24 protein-coding genes and 1 pseudogene are annotated in these 16,353 nt (G+C 32.2%); 13 read left to right on the plus strand and 12 right to left on the minus strand.

Translation table 11 applies throughout. From position 1 onward, the window contains the following. The first annotated feature begins 1 nt into the window (after window position 1). Complete coding sequence (locus tag MHB47_RS11225) at window positions 2–346, plus strand: MarR family transcriptional regulator (protein ID WP_002508466.1); 345 nt, start codon at window positions 2–4, stop codon at window positions 344–346. A 72-nt stretch (window positions 347–418) separates the two neighbouring features. On the opposite strand, the gene MHB47_RS11230 is transcribed toward MHB47_RS11225, so the two are convergent. From MHB47_RS11230 to tadA, 3 genes are all read right to left on the minus strand, one after another. Further along, window positions 419–985: an NADPH-dependent FMN reductase gene (locus MHB47_RS11230; protein ID WP_002508467.1), complete on the minus strand. Its 567-nt coding sequence runs from the start codon at window positions 983–985 to the stop codon at window positions 419–421. An 18-nt stretch (window positions 986–1,003) separates the two neighbouring features. Beyond that, window positions 1,004–1,876 (minus strand): Cof-type HAD-IIB family hydrolase, encoded by an 873-nt coding sequence (locus MHB47_RS11235; RefSeq protein ID WP_107517177.1) that lies wholly within the window; start codon window positions 1,874–1,876, stop codon window positions 1,004–1,006. Between the two features lie 100 nt (window positions 1,877–1,976). Continuing rightward, a complete protein-coding gene (gene tadA, locus MHB47_RS11240; protein ID WP_064783146.1) occupies window positions 1,977–2,468 on the minus strand; it encodes a tRNA adenosine(34) deaminase TadA in 492 nt (163 codons plus the stop codon). 62 nt (window positions 2,469–2,530) lie between these two features. On the opposite strand from tadA, the gene MHB47_RS11245 reads away from it, so the two are divergent. Both MHB47_RS11245 and MHB47_RS11250 read left to right on the plus strand, forming a co-directional pair. Further along, window positions 2,531–3,148, plus strand: coding sequence for a deoxynucleoside kinase (locus MHB47_RS11245; protein WP_325974517.1), 618 nt, complete (start codon window positions 2,531–2,533; stop codon window positions 3,146–3,148). Next, a complete protein-coding gene (locus MHB47_RS11250; protein WP_002508471.1) occupies window positions 3,141–3,803 on the plus strand; it encodes a deoxynucleoside kinase in 663 nt (220 codons plus the stop codon). The genes MHB47_RS11245 and MHB47_RS11250 overlap by 8 nt, the downstream gene beginning before the upstream one ends. A 280-nt stretch (window positions 3,804–4,083) precedes the next feature. Here the strand turns inward: MHB47_RS11250 and MHB47_RS11255 are convergent, their stop codons facing one another. From MHB47_RS11255 to MHB47_RS11265, 3 genes are all read right to left on the minus strand, one after another. Beyond that, entirely contained in the window at window positions 4,084–4,473 is a 390-nt protein-coding gene (locus MHB47_RS11255) for a hypothetical protein (protein ID WP_340756718.1), read from the minus strand. A gap of 74 nt (window positions 4,474–4,547) precedes the next feature. After that, window positions 4,548–5,246, minus strand: coding sequence for an HAD family hydrolase (locus MHB47_RS11260; protein ID WP_340756720.1), 699 nt, complete (start codon window positions 5,244–5,246; stop codon window positions 4,548–4,550). A gap of 663 nt (window positions 5,247–5,909) precedes the next feature. Continuing rightward, window positions 5,910–6,452: a PadR family transcriptional regulator gene (locus MHB47_RS11265; RefSeq protein ID WP_340756723.1), complete on the minus strand. Its 543-nt coding sequence runs from the start codon at window positions 6,450–6,452 to the stop codon at window positions 5,910–5,912. Between the two features lie 93 nt (window positions 6,453–6,545). Between MHB47_RS11265 and MHB47_RS11270 the strand changes: the two genes are divergently transcribed. The 3 genes from MHB47_RS11270 (at window position 6,546) to MHB47_RS11280 (ending at window position 7,592) form a co-directional block, all read left to right on the plus strand. After that, window positions 6,546–7,067 carry a phenolic acid decarboxylase gene (locus tag MHB47_RS11270; protein ID WP_445684155.1) on the plus strand — a complete coding sequence of 174 codons (522 nt, stop codon included), beginning with the start codon at window positions 6,546–6,548 and terminating at the stop codon, window positions 7,065–7,067. A gap of 100 nt (window positions 7,068–7,167) precedes the next feature. Further along, the gene (locus MHB47_RS11275; RefSeq protein ID WP_340756725.1) at window positions 7,168–7,290 is read left to right on the plus strand and encodes a hypothetical protein; all 123 of its coding nucleotides are present in this window, start codon (window positions 7,168–7,170) and stop codon (window positions 7,288–7,290) included. Next, window positions 7,287–7,592 (plus strand): hypothetical protein, encoded by a 306-nt coding sequence (locus tag MHB47_RS11280; RefSeq protein ID WP_340756727.1) that lies wholly within the window; start codon window positions 7,287–7,289, stop codon window positions 7,590–7,592. Before MHB47_RS11275 ends, MHB47_RS11280 begins: the two co-directional genes overlap by 4 nt. A gap of 200 nt (window positions 7,593–7,792) precedes the next feature. Here MHB47_RS11280 and MHB47_RS11285 read toward each other — a convergent pair. Continuing rightward, window positions 7,793–7,987 (minus strand): annotated as a pseudogene (locus MHB47_RS11285) (phosphohydrolase); the annotation flags it as partial. Between the two features lie 198 nt (window positions 7,988–8,185). Between MHB47_RS11285 and MHB47_RS11290 the strand changes: the two are divergent. From MHB47_RS11290 to MHB47_RS11300, 3 genes are read left to right on the plus strand one after another with little or no spacing between them, the layout of a single operon-like run. Further along, entirely contained in the window at window positions 8,186–8,944 is a 759-nt protein-coding gene (locus tag MHB47_RS11290; RefSeq protein ID WP_340756729.1) for an SDR family oxidoreductase, read from the plus strand. Window positions 8,945–8,976: 32 nt separating this feature from the next. Next, the gene (locus MHB47_RS11295; RefSeq protein ID WP_340756731.1) at window positions 8,977–9,297 is read left to right on the plus strand and encodes a hypothetical protein; all 321 of its coding nucleotides are present in this window, start codon (window positions 8,977–8,979) and stop codon (window positions 9,295–9,297) included. Window positions 9,298–9,345: 48 nt separating this feature from the next. Then, window positions 9,346–9,693, plus strand: coding sequence for a MerR family transcriptional regulator (locus tag MHB47_RS11300; protein ID WP_340756733.1), 348 nt, complete (start codon window positions 9,346–9,348; stop codon window positions 9,691–9,693). Between the two features lie 438 nt (window positions 9,694–10,131). Here MHB47_RS11300 and MHB47_RS11305 read toward each other — a convergent pair whose 3' ends face one another. Then, window positions 10,132–10,704: a flavin reductase family protein gene (locus MHB47_RS11305; protein ID WP_340756735.1), complete on the minus strand. Its 573-nt coding sequence runs from the start codon at window positions 10,702–10,704 to the stop codon at window positions 10,132–10,134. A gap of 182 nt (window positions 10,705–10,886) precedes the next feature. Between MHB47_RS11305 and MHB47_RS11310 the strand changes: the two genes are divergently transcribed. Continuing rightward, window positions 10,887–11,228 (plus strand): winged helix-turn-helix transcriptional regulator, encoded by a 342-nt coding sequence (locus MHB47_RS11310; protein ID WP_107517271.1) that lies wholly within the window; start codon window positions 10,887–10,889, stop codon window positions 11,226–11,228. Between the two features lie 330 nt (window positions 11,229–11,558). On the opposite strand, the gene MHB47_RS11315 is transcribed toward MHB47_RS11310, so the two are convergent. Genes MHB47_RS11315 through MHB47_RS11325 form a run of 3 tightly spaced genes read right to left on the minus strand, consistent with a single transcriptional unit; the run spans window position 11,559 to window position 13,791 of the window. Further along, window positions 11,559–12,023: a steroid delta-isomerase gene (locus MHB47_RS11315; protein WP_340756738.1), complete on the minus strand. Its 465-nt coding sequence runs from the start codon at window positions 12,021–12,023 to the stop codon at window positions 11,559–11,561. A gap of 22 nt (window positions 12,024–12,045) precedes the next feature. Next, entirely contained in the window at window positions 12,046–12,786 is a 741-nt protein-coding gene (gene nfsA, locus MHB47_RS11320) for an oxygen-insensitive NADPH nitroreductase (protein WP_340756740.1), read from the minus strand. A gap of 39 nt (window positions 12,787–12,825) precedes the next feature. After that, window positions 12,826–13,791, minus strand: a complete 966-nt coding sequence (locus MHB47_RS11325) for an NAD(P)H-dependent flavin oxidoreductase (RefSeq protein WP_340756742.1) — start codon at window positions 13,789–13,791, stop codon at window positions 12,826–12,828. 126 nt (window positions 13,792–13,917) lie between these two features. On the opposite strand from MHB47_RS11325, the gene MHB47_RS11330 reads away from it, so the two are divergent. Next, window positions 13,918–14,271 carry a winged helix-turn-helix transcriptional regulator gene (locus MHB47_RS11330; protein WP_056935298.1) on the plus strand — a complete coding sequence of 118 codons (354 nt, stop codon included), beginning with the start codon at window positions 13,918–13,920 and terminating at the stop codon, window positions 14,269–14,271. A 78-nt stretch (window positions 14,272–14,349) separates the two neighbouring features. Here the strand turns inward: MHB47_RS11330 and MHB47_RS11335 are convergent, their stop codons facing one another. Further along, window positions 14,350–15,171, minus strand: coding sequence for an alpha/beta fold hydrolase (locus MHB47_RS11335; protein WP_340756746.1), 822 nt, complete (start codon window positions 15,169–15,171; stop codon window positions 14,350–14,352). A gap of 346 nt (window positions 15,172–15,517) precedes the next feature. On the opposite strand from MHB47_RS11335, the gene MHB47_RS11340 reads away from it, so the two are divergent. Then, window positions 15,518–15,832: an antibiotic biosynthesis monooxygenase family protein gene (locus tag MHB47_RS11340; RefSeq protein WP_340756748.1), complete on the plus strand. Its 315-nt coding sequence runs from the start codon at window positions 15,518–15,520 to the stop codon at window positions 15,830–15,832. Window positions 15,833–16,005: 173 nt separating this feature from the next. Continuing rightward, window positions 16,006–16,212 (plus strand): hypothetical protein, encoded by a 207-nt coding sequence (locus MHB47_RS11345; protein ID WP_340756750.1) that lies wholly within the window; start codon window positions 16,006–16,008, stop codon window positions 16,210–16,212. Window positions 16,213–16,353 lie beyond the last annotated feature (141 nt).

Raw genomic sequence — 16,353 nt, forward strand, 5'->3', positions numbered from 1 at the left:
CATGAATATAATAACTTACGAAGAAAAGAGAAAATTAATTAAAAAAGTAGTAAAACAAAATTTGAACCTTACATTTGCTGAAATAATTATATTGGATAAATTACTTTATATTAACAAAGAAAGTATTGAAGCGGTAGAACTCAAAAGGTTGTTGTATAGTCACAACACACCCATTTCAATACAAATCAACAATCTCATTGAGTTGGGGCTATTAAAAAAATCTAGAGATGCATATGATGAGCGTTGCATTCATTTACATAATATAGACCTACCTAAAATAAAGTCGATTTTAGATCAATATCATACAATCGTAACTTCTATTTTAAAGCCATCAAGCTCAAAATAGCATACATAAAAATAACTGTTAGGCCCTATTTAGAAACCTAACAGTTATTTTAGTATAATTTAATCATTTAACTTATTTTAAATGTTCATAAGGACTATTTTTAACAAAAGAAATGATTTGATCTACAAATAATCTAGCACGTAATTGGAATTCTTCATTATCTAAATATAATGTACCATCGTCTAATTTTTTATAATCTGTATCATGCGTAGCAATTTGTGTTGGCACTGCAATACCTAATAATGTACGTACAATTAAACGTAAATGTGATAGCGGTTCTGAACTTACGATGCCTCCACTATTACCGATAAGGCCTACAGGTTTCATTTTGAAATCATCCATAGTTAAGTGATCTAAAGCATTTTTTAAAATACCAGAGTATGAACCATGATAATTCGGAGATCCTAAGACGAAAAAGTCCGCTTCTCTTGCTTTAGCTTGTAATGTACTTAAATTATTTTTATATGTTTCACTTGGACTAGAAGCACCTGAAACATCAAGTTGGTGAATTGGATGTTCTGCAAGATCAAAAATTTCAACTTCAAAATCATGTTCTTCAAAATGCCCTTTTAAATATTGGGATAGCGCTGTTGTATGTGAACCTAATTTCGCACTCCCTACAATGATTAAACCTTTCATAATACACTTCTCCTCATACTAAATTTCATTATTTTCTTTGAGCAATTTCATAATCGCTTTTCCGACGCCACTTTGCTCATTTGTGTCTGTAGCATACTTAGACACTGCTTTTACTTCAGGCGTTGCGTTATCCATCGCTACAGAGTAACCAGCACGCTCTAGCATAGAAATATCATTCATATTATCACCTATTGCCATAACACTTTCCATATCTATATTAAGACGCTCTGCAATCGTTTCTAACGCGATGCCTTTTTGTGCATCTGAGTGTGTAATTTCAATATTGCCTCTTGAAGAAGAAGAAATTGCAAGACTTTCTGATTGTGCTAGTTTCTCACTTGCACGGTCAATTTTTTCTAAATCACTATCAAAAGCAAGGATTTTCATAACGATTTCTCCAGGGGTATCTTCAATCTTGTCATAATTATCTACAACTTTTAAAGTACCATTATCAATTCGTTTTTGAATACCAGCTTTAATTTTTTCTACGTCTGCTTTTTGACCAGCTCGTTCTGCAATATCTATATATATTTCTAAATCGCGTTGAGGGTTTTCAGTGTAGATACCTAAGTTTGTATAAACTTGATAATAAATATCTTCCTTATCCATCTCAGTTGTAATTCTATTAATTAACTCACGATTCAATTTAGATGTACTCATGATATTAAAAGATTCATCTCTCACTTCTGCACCATTTAAACAGATGTAAGGTACTTTCAAATCTGTTTGATTTACAGGTGAATTGGCTTCATAAAAAGCACGTCCCGTAGCAATAACTACTGTTATGCCTTGCGATTGTGCATATTGAATCGCCTTAATATTCTCTTCTGATATCTCATGTGCCGCATTTAATAATGTACCATCCATATCTGTTGCAATTAATTTTATCATTAATTTACCTCGTTTCCTTCTATGATCGATAACACAATCTTAATTACACACCATTCTCATTTGCCACAAATTTGTAACACACTCATATTCTACCAAATCTTTAGTGATTTGTATTATCGGCTGTTTGTATGATTTTTTTATTTTTTCTTAAATTTTTAAAAAATGTTTTTAATAATTGGCTACATGCTTCTTCTAATACACCTGTTTGAACCGTTGCACGATGATTAAATCTTGGTTCTTGTAACAGGTCCATGAGACTACCTGCACAGCCACCTTTAGGATCTTTGGCTCCATAAATCACATACGGAATACGGCTCATTACAATCGTTCCAGCACACATCACGCATGGTTCTAGCGTGACATAAAGTCGGCAATTTTCTAAGCGCCAACTACCGACGACAGCAGCAGCTTTCTGAATTGCAAGATGCTCGGCGTGAGCAGTTGGGTCTTGTGATGATTCTCGCAAATTGTGTGCTCTTGCAATCACTTCATTATCTCGAACAATGACAGCACCAATAGGCACTTCACCAATATCCCCTGCTTTTTTTGCTTCTTCAATCGCAATTTTCATAAAATCTTGGTCAGTTGTCATGTGTCTTACACCTCACATATGGTACAATATTTATTGTCTATTTTAACATTGGAGCGGTAAATATGAAAAAACAATTTATTGCTGTTGAAGGCCCGATTGGTGTCGGAAAGTCTTCTTTAGCGCACAAACTTAGTCAAACTTACAATTACTATGAAGAAAAAGAAATTGTAAATGAAAATCCCTTTTTATCAGATTTCTATGAAGATATTTCTAAATGGAGTTTCCAAACAGAAATGTTCTTTTTATGTAATCGTTACAAACAATTCCAAGATCTTGTTTCAAATGAAACTGGTATCGTAAGTGATTATCACATTTATAAAAATAAAATTTTCGCACATAATACCTTAACGAGTGCCGAATACAGTAAATTCTCAAGAATTTATGATATTTTAACTGAAGACTTGGAAATGCCTAATATCATCATCTTTTTAGATGCGGAATTAGAGACCTTAAAAGACCGTATAGCACAACGTAACCGCAGTTTTGAACATCAAATTGAGGATGATTACCTACTTAATTTAAAGCGTGATTACAATGCCTATTATAATTCGTTAAAAGCTGACGGAGAACGCGTTATTCGCATCGACACGACACGCCTTGATTTTGTTAAACACAATGATGACTATAATTATATTTTAGAATTAGTGAAACCACTGATTGGAGGACAATTGCATGAATAAATACGGTATCCCTCAAGATGCTGTGATTACTATCGCTGGTACTGTAGGCGTAGGAAAATCAACATTAACAAAAGCTTTAGCCGAACGCCTGAATTTTAGAACTTCATTTGAAAACGTGGACCATAACCCTTACCTCGATAAGTTTTACAACGACTTTGAGCGTTGGAGTTTCCACTTACAAATTTATTTCTTAGCTGAACGTTTTAAAGAACAAAAGCGCATGTTTGAATATGGCGGTGGTTTCATCCAAGACCGTTCGATTTACGAAGATGTCGACATTTTCGCTAAAATGCATGAAGAACAAGGTACAATGAGCCCAGAAGACTTTGAAACATATTCTGAATTATTTAACGCCATGGTCATGACACCTTATTTCCCTAAACCAGATGTATTGATTTATTTAGAATGTGATTACGATGAAGTCATTGATCGCATTAATCAGCGTGGTCGTCAGATGGAAATGGAAACTGACCCAGAATATTGGCAAAAACTATTCAAACGTTACGACGACTGGATAAGTGAATTTAACGCATGTCCTGTTGTACGTGTGAACATTAATGAATATGATTTACATGAAGATCCAGACTCATTAAACCCAGTCATTGATAAGATTCGTCATATTATTGAGACACATCGTAAAGTAGATCAACGCTAATACAAATAAAGTGTCGACAAAGCATCTGACTTTGTTGGCATTTTTTTGTACATATTTTTCTTAAATTCAATTTCGACTTTTCTATTTATTTCATACTCACTTGCCTAGGACACGGTCTCAGCCTGTAGTCTTTTACTATCGTTTTATTAACTAGCCAGGAGTTGGCCAAATCACTGCCATCATTTAAACAAAAATTATCAAGAAGAAAAAACAGCTATAAAAAACAATGGAGTGGGACAATTATTATGTCTCACTCCTTTTTCATTGCTATAACAATGTACTACTCAATATGTCTGCGATAGATTATTTTTTCAATTTCGTCTTCTGTCACATATTTACTATAATAATGTTCATCTGTTTGATCTAATCCAAATGAACTCGCTTTGTCTTGATCTTCTGTCCCAATATAAAGTTGTTGTTCTGTATCTTGATATAAATCAAAAACGGCACCTTCATATCTCGCTTCTTGAAATAACGCATAAAGCTCATCAACATCGTCTCTCGGGATACGTTTGAAATATAATGTATGCGCTGATTGATTTGCTGTTTGTGCTTCAAAACCATGTTTCAATGCCTTTTCGTCTTCTGTTGCTAGCACCAATTCATTACCAACAATTTCAACTACTTTATAAGTTTCGCCTTTATAATCTGCGTATTTTCCATCAATCATACAATCACCTCTATGTTTATATTAAAGAAAAAAGTCATAATATACGATACGTATATTATGACACAATTTGTGAACTACGCATATTGATTTAATATTCCTAGAACGTCATTCGCGTTATCTACAATATGGTCAGCTTTATTAAGTTCTTGTTCTAATCCTACGCCCGTTAATACAGCAATCTTAAGGCCTAACTTAGCATTTACACCTGTTTGTATATCATTGGCGGTATCACCCACGATGATTACATCTTGTGGTGATACGTCGTAGTTGTTAAACAAGGGATTAAGCACTTCTGGATTAGGCTTTTCAACTGCATTAGCTTCCGTAGATATGACTACATCAAAGAAATGATCAAATTGAGTTACTTCTAAAAATTGTTCTACGCCTTTTTTAGAATCACTTGTTACTATCCCCATTTTATAGCCTTGGTTTTGTAGCGTCTCCAACGTTTCATAAATACCTTCTACCAGAACATTTTCTGGCACTCTATTATCAACAAGTGTTTGGCTCCTTTTTTGTGCCCACTTAGAAACGTCCTGACCAGCAATATCACATAGTGCTTTGACCATTTCTTCCAAAGCGCCTGAAGCCATTATTGTGCCAGGTTGAATTTCTCCATCTACGACACCTAAATGCTTATATGCTGCATCTATATCATGTATATTGTCCTTGTATGCTTCCATGAAATCGTCGACGAGTTGTAAGCCAATCTTCATCCAACTACCGTCAAAATATATTAATGTGCCATCTTTATCAAATAAAATCCATTTCATCGCTTGAACAGCTCCTATGTATTAACTTCATACTAAATTATATCGCACTTTATTTTAATATAAAGATATAAGGCTAAACAAATAATGAAACTGGGAGAATAATATTCTTAAATTCAATGTTTTAGAGAACGTTGAAAAGATCTGTTTATATTAATATTTTTATAAAAAAGGAAGATGATATATGGTATATCTATTTGTAATCATTGTAGCTGCAACATTAATTGGCATATTTTTTCAAAGAGACAAAACACAAAATAAAAGACATAACTGCAATAATTGCAGTTATGTTTAGGCTGTCTAAAGCTCATATTTTTTAATAATTATCATACATTGATTATAAGACAAGTTTATGGATTTAAATAATCAAAAAAACTTCTTTTTATCACTTTAAGAAGTTTTGTATCAAAATCGAACGATATTAATTCTATAAGCCTACTTATCTCATATTTCTTTTATCATTAATTTTAAAGGTCCATTATATGTGATTTTGAATATATCTTCAGTTAATTCGCTTACGCTAATTCTCTGCTCATTTAACGCTCCTAATTTAATAAACGTAAATCATTTATTCGAAGTTTAGCAAAAGGGATACCAAACCATTTTGCTAAGTTATTTTCTTGAGAAGCTTATACTTTACCATACTTGTTTTTAACTATTAAATTATCATCCAAAATAGTGATAGCGATCATTTAACCACTCTATATGGTTTTCTTCTCTTTGAATCGCATAGTCAAGGACAAGATAATGCCCATAATTCACTTCTCGATTATATTTGTTCCCGAATAATATAGTACGACGTTCTTTTAAATTGATTAACTTAGATTTATGCAATTGTATTTGCTCTTGGAACATAACTGGTAAGATTGGATCATTTTTATCAGAAATAAAAAATAGTTTTAAATGAAATTCATTTTTACTTACAGACAACTCAGGTGTTGGTGAAACTATCCAGTCATTTAGTATTTTGAGCCCTTTATCAGTAATAAAGTATACTTTTTTTTCTAATTTTTCTCCTGCTATTATTATTTCTTTATCAATTAAGGCACGTTCATTTAGAGTTTTAAGTTGGGGGTAAATTTGGCTATGCTTTGCTTGCCAAAATTCTCCAATGTCCTTTTCAAATGATTTTTTAATATCATATCCAGATAAACTTTGATTTTTTAAAAGACCTAGTAATATGTACTGTAAAATATTTTTTTGAGCCATGGTATCCTCCTTGACAATTTTTCATAATAAGCATAACATATAAATGCAATAAATAACATGTAATTAATTACATGATTTCTGGAGGAGAATTTTATGACTAATAATTTTAATGAATTGAATGATTTTTTAGGTACACATTTAATTTATACTTATGATAATGGTTGGGAATATGAGATGTATGTAAAAAATAGCAATACAATTGATTACCGTATACATGGTGGTATGGTTGCAGGAAGATGGGTGCGAGATCAAGAAGCTAATATCGTTAGATTAACTGATGGCGTTTTCAAAATCACATGGACTGAACCAACGGGTACAGATGTTGCTTTAGATTTTTTACCTAATGAAAGTATTATGCATGGGACGATTTTCTTCCCTAAATGGGTCGAAGAACATCCAGAAATAACAGTTACTTATCAAAACGATCACATTGAACTTATGAAAGAGTCACGTGAAAAATACGATACCTACCCTAAATTGGTAGTGCCCGAATTTGCTAAAATATCTTATATTGGTAATGCAGGACAAAATAATGAAGATATAATTAATGAAGCACCGTACGAGGGCATACTAGATGAAATAAGAAATGGCAGCTATTATGGAGAAAATAAATAATCCAATGTTATTAATGAGGATATTAATTTAATCCATTTTATATGTTTTAACCTTTGGTTTTTACTACGCTTAATGAATATTCTTAAGGAGAATTGGTTATATGTTCATTGCACAAGCCAATTTTACAGCTAATATAGAAGATAGAGCTGTTTTAGATAACAAGGTAATCCATGCCAAAGGTGTTTTTTCAGGATATGATAGTTTAATAGAAGCTGAAGTTTGAAAAATGAAACAAAATCTAAAATTTCATATTCTATTTTATTTAAATGGATACAAAAAGAAGATTTCCAAGGATGGGTTTCACATCCATCACATATTGAAGAACATAAGAATATGCGCAAGTCAGAAAAAGAAAACACTGTTTCAGTAAATATTGAAAAACAAATAAAGCAATTTAAGTTATTAGATATATCAAATATAATCGGTAATTATCAAGAAACAATAAAGGCGCTCCTTTTAAGAAGGAAGCGCCTTCATTGTTTCTTGATGTGTCTTAATAATGAAGGTTTTAAGTATTTTGATTAATAGTATTTATTATGTGTAATTGATATAGTGAGAAACATATACTGAACAAGCAAAGAAATCGATTAAAGTTGAAAAGTACAAATAACAAAGCACTTCTAGAATAACTGAACGAATATGATTAAGCTGCTAAAGGAGGCGTAAGATGTATATTCCTAAACATTATAAAGAAAATGACGTTCAAGAAATTAAAGCATTTATGAAAGAACATCTGATTTGACATTGCCGAATGTAGTTTCTGGTTTATGTTTGAAACCATCGTAAAATACTTGTATTACATCATATTTGAAATTTCCCCTAGGGAATTTTGTAGCAATCCTTTTACGTAATTCATCAGAGTATTGATTCCAATTATCACCCATAACCTCCATACCAACACCATGATAAAGTAAAGCAACAAGAAGTCCAGAACCTAGATACATTATTAGTTTCTTGATATCATTTGCTTCGCTATCAAAAGAGACTTTTCCATTTATTTCTTCTAAATTCTTCTTCACTATAAAAATCTCCTCTACCAAAAAACATCAGATAAATACTTGCTTGATATCGCGGTCTAAGGTTTATGATTGCAATATATTCAAAGGAGGTTATATAATATGGGTAAATTTAATAGTTTACGAGACAAAGTTGTAGTTATTGCTGGTGGTGCTAAAAACCTTGGCGGCTTATTAAGTACTACTTACGCTAAAGATGGAGCTAAAATAGTAATCCATCATCATAATGAAAAATCTTTAGATGATGCTAAAGCTACACTTTCAAAAGTTGAAGAACTAGGTGGACAAGGCACATTATTTTCTGGTGATTTAACTAAAGTTAGTAATGTCCAAGCTTTATTTCAACATGCTGAAGAGACGTTTGGAAAAGTTGATATCGCAATAAATACAGTAGGAAAAGTACTTAAAAAACCTATTTCAGAAACGACTGAAGAAGAATTTGATAGTATGGCAGATATCAATGCAAAGTCAGCATATTTCTTTATTAAATATGCTGAGAAGTCTATGAATGATAATGGCAAGATTATCACTCTAGCCACTGCATTACTTGCTGCGTATACAGGATTTTATTCAACTTACGCTGGAGGAAAAGCTCCAGTTGAGCATTATACACGTGCAGCATCATCAGAGTTTATGGATAGAGGTATTTCAGTTAATGCAGTGGCTCCTGGACCAATGGATACACCATTCTTCTATCCTCAAGAAGGCGAAGATGCAGTGGCATTCCATAAATCTCAAGCACTTCACAATCAACTTACAAATATAGAAGACATCGCACCGATTATTACTTTCTTAACTTTAGATGGTTGGTGGATAAACGGACAAACATTATTTGCAAATGGCGGTTATACGACACGTTAATTAGCTTGAAATAATAAGGAGGTCATTTTGATATGTATTACTTTTTAGCAATATTTAAAGAAAATGAAACTGATATAAAAATCATTACAGAAGAAAGTGTTGTAGATGATAACCATGTATCTTTGCCAAGTAAAAATTACGTTAAATCTTTAGCTGAAGAAATAATTGAGCTATCCCATCAAAATAATTTATTCCATAATGATATTAAAGGAATAGGTTTAAAAATAGATGATCCTGAACTCATTGGCTATAACACTGTGGAGTCATTAAAGAGTGATATGGCATCAACATTTGGGTTTGAAGCTATTATTCATAATGACTATGAAGATTTACTAGTTCAACTTATCAAATAGACGAAAAAGGGTGACTTTATAAAGTCACCCTTTTCCAGGAGGTAAATTATGCAAGTAAAACAAGTAGCCGATAATTTAGGCATTAGTGAACATACCATTCGATACTATGACAAAGCAGGCCTCTTTCCATTTGTGTCGAGAAATAAGAATGGCTATAGAGATTTTTCAGTAGAAGACCTATATTGGGTTGAATTTATAAAATGTATGCGTCAGACACATATGCCTGTATCGAAATTAAAAGAGATTGCTGAATTATACCATCAAGGAAGTTCTACCAAAATGAAACGCAAAGATATATTTTTAGAACATCAAAAAAATTTAATAGAACAAAAAAGACTTATAGATGAAGGCCTTCAAACGTTAAAAGAAAAATTTAAATTGTTGGAAAGCGAATAAGTGAAAGTACAGTATCAGAGATGAGAAAATGGAGAAAAAGAAGTCAGTATGACAGAATTATTCTTCGATTTAATATTTGTTTATATTTTATCTACTATTAACAAAACTTCAGAAGGTATTTTACATCATTCAATATCTTTAGAAGTTTTAGGTAAAAGCTGCATGTTTTCTCGGTTTCTGCTCTATATGGGTCTACCGCACATTTTTAATTAATCGGTTTTTAGAGCACATATTAAAAGCAAACATTTTCTTAATAAGGAACGTTTTAAAATTTGGTATGAATTACTATATTTTAGTCACTAACTTAGATTTTAAAAAAGAAGACGTCTCCTTCATCTGTAAAATTATCATCTTTTCAAAACCAAAATGTGTCTCAATGACAAACATCTATTCTATTTGCAAGTGAACTATGAATATGAAATTATTTTCATTTATTCTCTAGTCTTTTCCAGGACCGTGATTGAATTTTGTTCCTTTGCCTATAGCATAGAATTGTCCTCCAGCGACGTAGTGCACAGTACGTAATTCATCAGGAGCGTCGTCAAAAATCCAATGTCCGTTATTAAAGACACGATCGTCACTCCAAGCACCAACAATCTCTCCCATAAACAAGTCGTGATCTTGTTCATTTTGCTCATTTGGCATTACCTTACATACGATCCAACCTGCACTGCCTTCTACGAGTGGAAGGTCAACGTCATCTTGATAAAATATAGGGATATTATCAAGTTTATTATCCATTTCCTTAGTGCTGTGTTCACCAACATATAAGACTGTTTCCATTTGTTTAACGGTTGGTATATGCACTACAAAATAACCGCTTTTCTCAATGAGTTCACGTGTAAAGGCTTGTTTGCCAATATATGCCATAACTTTATAGTTTCCAACAAGGCCAACCCAAGCTGCTGCCATCACATTTTCAACATTATCGTGCTTGGCAGAAAGCATTGTTGTTGGACCTACTTGTAATAAACGGTAAGCTTTAGTTATATCAATAGGTTTAATCGCCATTATATATTCTCCTCTTTTATTTCAATATGTCTTAAGATTACATCTAAAATTAATTAGTGTACTCTTATATAAGTTATAAAGGACATATCTTCAATTTATTTCTAATTGCTAGTATAATATGATGATACAAAAATACTAGTATGCACTTTTTAGTAAGATACTATCAAAAAGGAGAGTATTATATGGATTACTCTAAAACTACAAATGGACAAGTACTTAACAATAAAGGCTTTGATTATACATTATCGCTCATTGGAGGTAAGTGGAAATTGCGCATACTATTTTGGTTGTTAACAGAAGATATCATGCGCTATGGTGAACTGAAAAGATCACTTCAGGGCATTACTCACAAAATGTTGAGTAATCAATTAAAAGAGCTAGAGTTTGATTCACTCATTATCCGCCACGAATACCCGCAAGTACCGCCAAAGGTAGAATACTATTTATCAGAACGAGGTAAGTCATTAATGCCTGCTTTACAGGAGCTTTGCAAATGGGGTTCAGAACATATAGAAGATGAATAATTAAGAAAAGCTTCAAGAGAACGGTTATTTTAATTTATGGAAATTGTTTTGCTGTTTATTAACTACTATAGAAAAGCATTTTGTCAGACTCGACTTAGCATATAATGAACTTTACTACTTCAATTATATTTTGGGGAAACATTTATATAATTGCTTATCATAAGATACATTAAGAGACTTCCCTTTTTAAAGGAAGTCTCTTATATGTTTCAAAATTAAAATGTATCTCAATAATAAAGGGTTTCGACAAAAAAAGAGTGTACAGAAAATGGTTGCTTTCTGCACACTCTTTTGTGTTTCAAATAATCTAATCCCTAAGATATAAAGACATTAATCAAGCAATGTTACATTTTCTTTACCCCAATATGCTTTTTGTTCAATAACTTCTCCTTCTTCATTAAATTGGAATACGTCTATTATATCAATTGCTATATTTTGTCCATTTACATTTACATATAATTTAAATGCCATAGCAGCAGAATTTCCAAAAGAAGTTGTTATAGGAGAAATTAACTCTGCTTTTTGAGGCGTGAATGGTACATTGAACATATCTTTCAAGTCATTTATCATGTCATTGCCACCTATAGAAAATGTTTGAGTGCCCACAGGGTCTTCTCCCTTAAATTCTTTAGCAAATGTAGGACCGTTTTTGCTTTTATCATTAATTGAATCTATATGACTTTTCATAACTTTTTTCATATGTGATTCAGAAGGCTGCGTAGGTGCTATATTTAATTCACTTTTTTCTTGCGTAAGATCTTCCATAAATTCTTTCCAACTAAAATGCTTACTCATATTTAAATCTCCTTTTTAATTGTTATTTTTTTACATATCCTTGTTTGTTTAAATATTCCAACATATTAGGTTGGATGCTTCTTGCCAAATGTTCTTCAATATGTTCACTCCAGCCCTTCACTTTCTTTACAGTAAACGGTGCTACTACAGGTCTATTTTCGTAATATTTTTTCATTTCTTTATCATACGCTTCAATGTCTTCCATGTTGAAATCATTGTAATGATTGTTATGCATTACTATTTTTTTAGGTAATCTTGGTTTTGATTGAGGTCTTTCACCAGCTGGATAACCAATACATAAACCTGTGAGTGGAACAACATATTCTGGTAAATCAAGTAAAGCTGTCACTTCTTCTATATTTAATCTTATCCCACCAATAAAAACGCCGCCTAATCCTAATGATTCAGCTGCAGTTAATGTGTTTTGAGCCATTAATCCAACGTCGACTGCTCCTATTTGCAAGAATTCTGTATATGTTACGTCTACATTGGGCGCTATATTATGATTACGATTGAAATCTGAACAAAATATCCAAAACTCTGAAGCTTCTTCAATATAACTTTGGTTACCACTAAGCTTCATTATTTTTTTGCGTATGGATTTATCAGTCACGCGAATAATAGTTACAGCTTGCAACAAACTGAAAGAAGAAGTTTGGTTTGCAGCTTCAAATATTTCATTAATTTGTTCCTCAGGTATCGCTTTATTTTCAAAATTTCTTATCGAACTATGATTTTTTAATAAGTTTATTGTTTCATTCATGATAATACTCCTCTTCTCATTTATATAATAAAGAACGCATCAGTGTGGTTTAAAATCTTGCATTAAATCATCAATAACTTCTTTTACACTTCGGATAGATTTGATAGGACTGATACCCGTTCCCACAGAAACATAACCATTTTCTGTATCTCCTTCAACCATACCAAGTCTCATATTTCTTCCAGCACCCATATGTTGTCCAAGTTCTTCATTGGTTGCGCCTTCTTTATCCATGATTTCTAATTCTTTTGCTAATTTACCTGGTAGCGAACGATAATAAGCTGGAAGTGTTCTGAAAAGAATTAAATCTTCAGCTTTTGAATCAACAATGTACTGTTTTACATTTTCAGCAGCTGGGTTTTCATAAGTAGGTATAAGGACACTACCCACATATACCCCTTCAGCACCTAAGCTAAAGGAAGCTCTAACACCTCTCACATCACCAATGCCTCCAGCAGCAATAACTGGAATGTTAATTACATCTGCTATCATCGGTACAATGGAAAAAGTGCCAATCACACGTTCTGGTACTGTTCCTCCCTCGTCAAATCCAGTTGCTACAAATACATCTGCACCCATTGCTTCAGCAGCTTTCGCATTTTCAGTTGTAGGCGTAATTGGTCGGAATATAATTTTCATATTATTATCTTTTAACTTAGTAAAAATTTCTTCATCTAATAGTCCATTGATCAATACAACTGGTACCTTTTCTTCAATAAGCATATCAACGATATATGCAACGTAAGTAAGATCTTCACTTACCATAATTGTTGAGGCAAAAGGTTTATTTGTGAGTTGCTTAATTTTTTTAATTTCTTTTCTCATACGCTCCGTCGTTTCAACTGGCGAACGTGTCACTCTTGCATCACCAGCATTAGGCCCCATTATTCCTAAGCCCCCTGCTTCACTCACAGAGGCAATAAATTTAGGATTTGTTAATGAATTCAAAGGTCCTTGAATAATCGGTTTTTCTATATTAAATATTTCAGTCACTCTGCTTTTCATTAATATTACTCCTTTTCAATAAATATCATATGTAGTATATTAATATGAACAGAACCATTATTGAAGTAGGCAATAAATAATGACATAGTATTAAAAATCGTACTATTGTGATATGGAGGGATTTATATGGTTAAAATATGTAATTATGGCTTTGATGAAAATGTTATAGAAGAACATCGAGATGTATATGGTATCGCTTATACCCAGAATATTTTATCAGGTCGTTATAAAAATTTAATTATATGGTATTTAAAAGAAAGTGATTATAGATTTGGAGAGATAAAGAAATTTTTAACAAGTATTTCTCAAGGTTCCTTAACGAAACAACTTAAAGAATTAGAAAATGATGGTCTTATTAATAGAACCGTTTATGCAGAAGTCCCGCCTAAAGTTGTGTATAGTTTAACAAACAAAGGTAAAGCTCTCATGCCAATTATAGATATGATGGAAGCCTATGGTAGAGAATACGGAGACATTTAACCCCGCCTAATAAAGGTGTCCCCTCTCAATTTTATATTAAGAGGGGTTGTGTCAAAAAAGAACTTTTTTTAAACTTTTCTATTTTAATATTGTGTTATTTAAAACATCTCTCAATGCTTCTACCATCTCATATTTTTTCTCTGTTCTGAATGAAACGTGGTTCCCTGGTACAGTAACATAAGGTTTATCTAGCTTTTCAGCAAGTACCCGAGCTGTTCTCGCATAATAAGCATCTTTACTGTCTGCGCCAGCCATAAATACGAGGGGCAAATTGTCTTTTTTTATTTTTTCTAAATCTGGTGTTTCACTCGAAATATGGGCATATTCGTGTGCAAAAAAATATTCAAGCGAGTTTGCAATCATCCCATCTTTATCATCAATTACACCGTTTTCGTTTCCTGCAGGATTAAAACCAACAAGTGAGTTACTGAATTCTTTCATTGCAGCAAAAGGTCCCTTTTCTTTATAAGTGTTATAAACGAAATCAACATATTCATCCCACTTCTCAGCATCTGGTAAAACTTTCATAATCGCTGGTTCATGTAAAAACCCACCAGCAATAACCTCCGGATAATCTTCAATGAGTTTCAAACCAATAGCGGCCCCACCACTGTTCGCAAATAACAATACTTTTTCAATTTTCATATCACGAACGATAGCAAGGGCATCTCTCACCTCTTGTGACACATCAAGATCTGCATTAAAATCTCCAGTACTTCTAGAATTGCATCTTCTATCGTAACGTACGACAGTATATTCGTCAGACAAAATAGAAGATAAATCGGAGTAAGTATCTGCATCACCACCAAATCCTACTATAGTTAATAGAATAGGACCTTTCCCTTCTACATCATAAAATATTTCTGCGCCTTCGGTAACTACACTTTTTGTATATGACATTTTAACCAGCTCCTGTCCAAATTTAACTCAAATTTATTTTAGCCTTTATATATACTCCTAAACAATATGCATTGTATCTATGATTGTTTGAAAATATACACTAAACCTATAAATGTTTAGTACCGTACAATTTCATCTAAAAATTCACAAAAATAAATAGCACCCTAAAACAATGTTTGGGTGCTCTACTTTAAGTGATTCATTCAATACTTGCCCTACTGAGTGGGAATAAAGCAAAGACACTTTGGTTAAATAAATCACAGAATATTAATTTAATGCATTTCATATGTTTTAACTTTTTATTTTTGCTAAAATTAGTTCATACCGTCAAGGAGGAATGACATATATGTTCATAGCACAAGCTAATTTTACAGCTAATATAGAAGATAGAGCGATTTTGGATAACAAAGTAAGCCATGCTAAAGATGATTTTTCAGGATATGATGGTTTAATAGACGTGGAAATTTGGAAAAACGAAACAAAATCTAAAATTTCATACTCTATTGTATCGAAATGGAATGAAAAAAAGTATTTCCAAGCATGGGTGTCACGTCCAGCACATGTTGAAGAACATAAAAACATGCGCAAGGAAGAAAAAGAAAATACTAAACCTACAAGTATTGAAAAACAAATAAAACAATTTGAGTTACTAGATATATAAAATATAATCGATAATTATCATAAGAGACACTTCTTTTAAAAAGAAGTGTCTCTTATGATTCGAAAGTAAATTTCGTCTTAATAAGGTTTATTTTACAAAATTAATCTTTCTTCATATCTTTAATTTCTTTAATCCAAAAGTACAGTATAAAACTAATTACAGCTACTACAATAATGGCAAAACAAGTTGTAATTAATAGAACGCAAGATGAAAACGATGATAGTATACCTAATGCACTTAAAAACCCAGTTATTAATAATGCTAAAGCAATAGAAAACAATGATGTATATGTATTTGAAGCAAATACATGGTTTTTTGGTGAAGGTGGCATTAATTTAACGATGCAACAACTTAACCAAATTCAACAAGCGTATCAATAATAATTAGTATTAATTACATAATCTATAGTTAACACAAAACACAATAAAAGAGACTCCTTTTAACAGGGGGCTCTTTATTGTTTCAAAATCAAAATAAATCTTAATAACCATCGTTATTGATTCTCTGAAAAACATACTACT

Source organism: Staphylococcus sp. FSL K6-3157, assembly GCF_038005145.1.
In the GTDB taxonomy this organism is placed as follows: domain Bacteria; phylum Bacillota; class Bacilli; order Staphylococcales; family Staphylococcaceae; genus Staphylococcus; species Staphylococcus equorum.

Excerpts from the sequence above, each read along its gene's own strand:
- MHB47_RS11225 (WP_002508466.1), top strand. The coding sequence starts at position 2 with ATGAATATAATAACTTACGAAGAAAAGAGAAAATTAATTAAAAAAGTA.
- MHB47_RS11230 (WP_002508467.1), bottom strand. The coding sequence starts at position 985 with ATGAAAGGTTTAATCATTGTAGGGAGTGCGAAATTAGGTTCACATACA.
- MHB47_RS11235 (WP_107517177.1), bottom strand. The coding sequence starts at position 1,876 with ATGATAAAATTAATTGCAACAGATATGGATGGTACATTATTAAATGCG.
- tadA (WP_064783146.1), bottom strand. The coding sequence starts at position 2,468 with ATGACAACTGACCAAGATTTTATGAAAATTGCGATTGAAGAAGCAAAA.
- MHB47_RS11245 (WP_325974517.1), top strand. The coding sequence starts at position 2,531 with ATGAAAAAACAATTTATTGCTGTTGAAGGCCCGATTGGTGTCGGAAAG.
- MHB47_RS11250 (WP_002508471.1), top strand. The coding sequence starts at position 3,141 with ATGAATAAATACGGTATCCCTCAAGATGCTGTGATTACTATCGCTGGT.
- MHB47_RS11255 (WP_340756718.1), bottom strand. The coding sequence starts at position 4,473 with ATGATTGATGGAAAATACGCAGATTATAAAGGCGAAACTTATAAAGTA.
- MHB47_RS11260 (WP_340756720.1), bottom strand. The coding sequence starts at position 5,246 with ATGAAATGGATTTTATTTGATAAAGATGGCACATTAATATATTTTGAC.
- MHB47_RS11265 (WP_340756723.1), bottom strand. The coding sequence starts at position 6,452 with ATGGCTCAAAAAAATATTTTACAGTACATATTACTAGGTCTTTTAAAA.
- MHB47_RS11270 (WP_445684155.1), top strand. The coding sequence starts at position 6,546 with ATGACTAATAATTTTAATGAATTGAATGATTTTTTAGGTACACATTTA.
- MHB47_RS11275 (WP_340756725.1), top strand. The coding sequence starts at position 7,168 with ATGTTCATTGCACAAGCCAATTTTACAGCTAATATAGAAGATAGAGCT.
- MHB47_RS11290 (WP_340756729.1), top strand. The coding sequence starts at position 8,186 with ATGGGTAAATTTAATAGTTTACGAGACAAAGTTGTAGTTATTGCTGGT.
- MHB47_RS11295 (WP_340756731.1), top strand. The coding sequence starts at position 8,977 with ATGTATTACTTTTTAGCAATATTTAAAGAAAATGAAACTGATATAAAA.
- MHB47_RS11300 (WP_340756733.1), top strand. The coding sequence starts at position 9,346 with ATGCAAGTAAAACAAGTAGCCGATAATTTAGGCATTAGTGAACATACC.
- MHB47_RS11305 (WP_340756735.1), bottom strand. The coding sequence starts at position 10,704 with ATGGCGATTAAACCTATTGATATAACTAAAGCTTACCGTTTATTACAA.
- MHB47_RS11310 (WP_107517271.1), top strand. The coding sequence starts at position 10,887 with ATGGATTACTCTAAAACTACAAATGGACAAGTACTTAACAATAAAGGC.
- MHB47_RS11315 (WP_340756738.1), bottom strand. The coding sequence starts at position 12,023 with ATGAGTAAGCATTTTAGTTGGAAAGAATTTATGGAAGATCTTACGCAA.
- nfsA (WP_340756740.1), bottom strand. The coding sequence starts at position 12,786 with ATGAATGAAACAATAAACTTATTAAAAAATCATAGTTCGATAAGAAAT.
- MHB47_RS11325 (WP_340756742.1), bottom strand. The coding sequence starts at position 13,791 with ATGAAAAGCAGAGTGACTGAAATATTTAATATAGAAAAACCGATTATT.
- MHB47_RS11330 (WP_056935298.1), top strand. The coding sequence starts at position 13,918 with ATGGTTAAAATATGTAATTATGGCTTTGATGAAAATGTTATAGAAGAA.
- MHB47_RS11335 (WP_340756746.1), bottom strand. The coding sequence starts at position 15,171 with ATGTCATATACAAAAAGTGTAGTTACCGAAGGCGCAGAAATATTTTAT.
- MHB47_RS11340 (WP_340756748.1), top strand. The coding sequence starts at position 15,518 with ATGTTCATAGCACAAGCTAATTTTACAGCTAATATAGAAGATAGAGCG.
- MHB47_RS11345 (WP_340756750.1), top strand. The coding sequence starts at position 16,006 with ATGGCAAAACAAGTTGTAATTAATAGAACGCAAGATGAAAACGATGAT.